A 1,084-nucleotide genomic window follows, 5' to 3' on the forward strand; every position below is an offset into this window, starting at 1 on the left:
CTGCTGCTCATCAAGGGCGCAGTTCCTGGTCCGAACGGCGGCCTCGTCCTGGTCCGTACCGCGGCCAAGGGGGCCTGAGGTAACCGATGAGCACCATTGACATCCTTTCGCCGGCAGGCGACAAGGCCGGGACCGTCGAGCTCCCCACGGAGATCTTCGACGCCAAGGTCAGCATTCCGCTGATCCACCAGGTCGTCGTCGCGCAGCTGGCCGCTGCCCGTCAGGGCACGCACAAGACCAAGACCCGCGGCGAGGTCCGTGGCGGTGGCAAGAAGCCGTACCGCCAGAAGGGCACCGGCCGTGCGCGCCAGGGTTCGACCCGTGCGCCGCAGTTCGCCGGCGGTGGCGTTGTCCACGGCCCGCAGCCGCGTGACTACTCGCAGCGGACGCCCAAGAAGATGAAGGCCGCCGCGCTGCGCGGTGCCCTCTCCGACCGGGCCCGCCACAGCCGCATCCACGTCGTCTCCGGCGTGGTCGAGGGCGCGGTGTCCACCAAGGCCGCCAAGGGCCTGTTCGGCAAGATCAGCGAGCGGAAGAACCTGCTCCTGGTCGTCGAGCGCTCCGACGAGGCCGCGTGGCTGTCCGCCCGTAACCTGCCCCAGGTCCACATCCTGGAGCCGGGCCAGCTGAACACGTACGACGTGCTCGTCTCGGACGACGTGGTCTTCACCAAGGCCGCCTTCGAGTCCTTCGTGTCTGGCCCCAAGGCCGTTGAGACCGAAGGGAGCGACGCCTGATGACTGAGGCCGTCGTCACCAGCAAGACCTTCACGGACCCGCGCGACGTCCTCGTCAAGCCGGTTGTTTCCGAGAAGAGCTACGCGCTGCTGGACGAGAACAAGTACACGTTCATCGTCGACCCGCGCGCCAACAAGACCCAGATCAAGCAGGCCGTCCAGGCGGTCTTCTCGGTCAAGGTCACCGGGGTCAACACGATCAACCGGCAGGGTAAGCGCAAGCGCACCCGCACCGGTTTCGGGAAGCGTGCCAACACCAAGCGCGCCATCGTGACCCTCGCCGAGGGCGACCGTATCGACATCTTCGGCGGTCCGACCGCCTAACGGCGGTCCGGATCGTCCGAAATC

2 protein-coding genes and 1 pseudogene are annotated in these 1,084 nt (G+C 67.3%); all 3 read left to right on the forward strand.

Annotated elements, in window-relative coordinates; all coding sequences use genetic code 11:
- Positions 1-78 (forward strand): annotated as a pseudogene (gene rplC, locus AB0I03_RS27040) (50S ribosomal protein L3); the annotation flags it as partial.
- Positions 79-86: 8 nt separating this feature from the next.
- Entirely contained in the window at positions 87-737 is a 651-nt protein-coding gene (rplD, locus tag AB0I03_RS27045; protein WP_073442712.1) for a 50S ribosomal protein L4, read from the forward strand.
- On the forward strand, positions 737-1,060 hold the full coding sequence (gene rplW, locus AB0I03_RS27050) for a 50S ribosomal protein L23 (protein ID WP_039635354.1): 324 nt from the start codon (positions 737-739) through the stop codon (positions 1,058-1,060). The genes rplD and rplW overlap by 1 nt, the downstream gene beginning before the upstream one ends.
- Positions 1,061-1,084 lie beyond the last annotated feature (24 nt).

The sequence above is a fragment of the Glycomyces sp. NPDC021274 genome (assembly GCF_040641195.1).
GTDB lineage: Bacteria > Actinomycetota > Actinomycetes > Mycobacteriales > Micromonosporaceae > Glycomyces.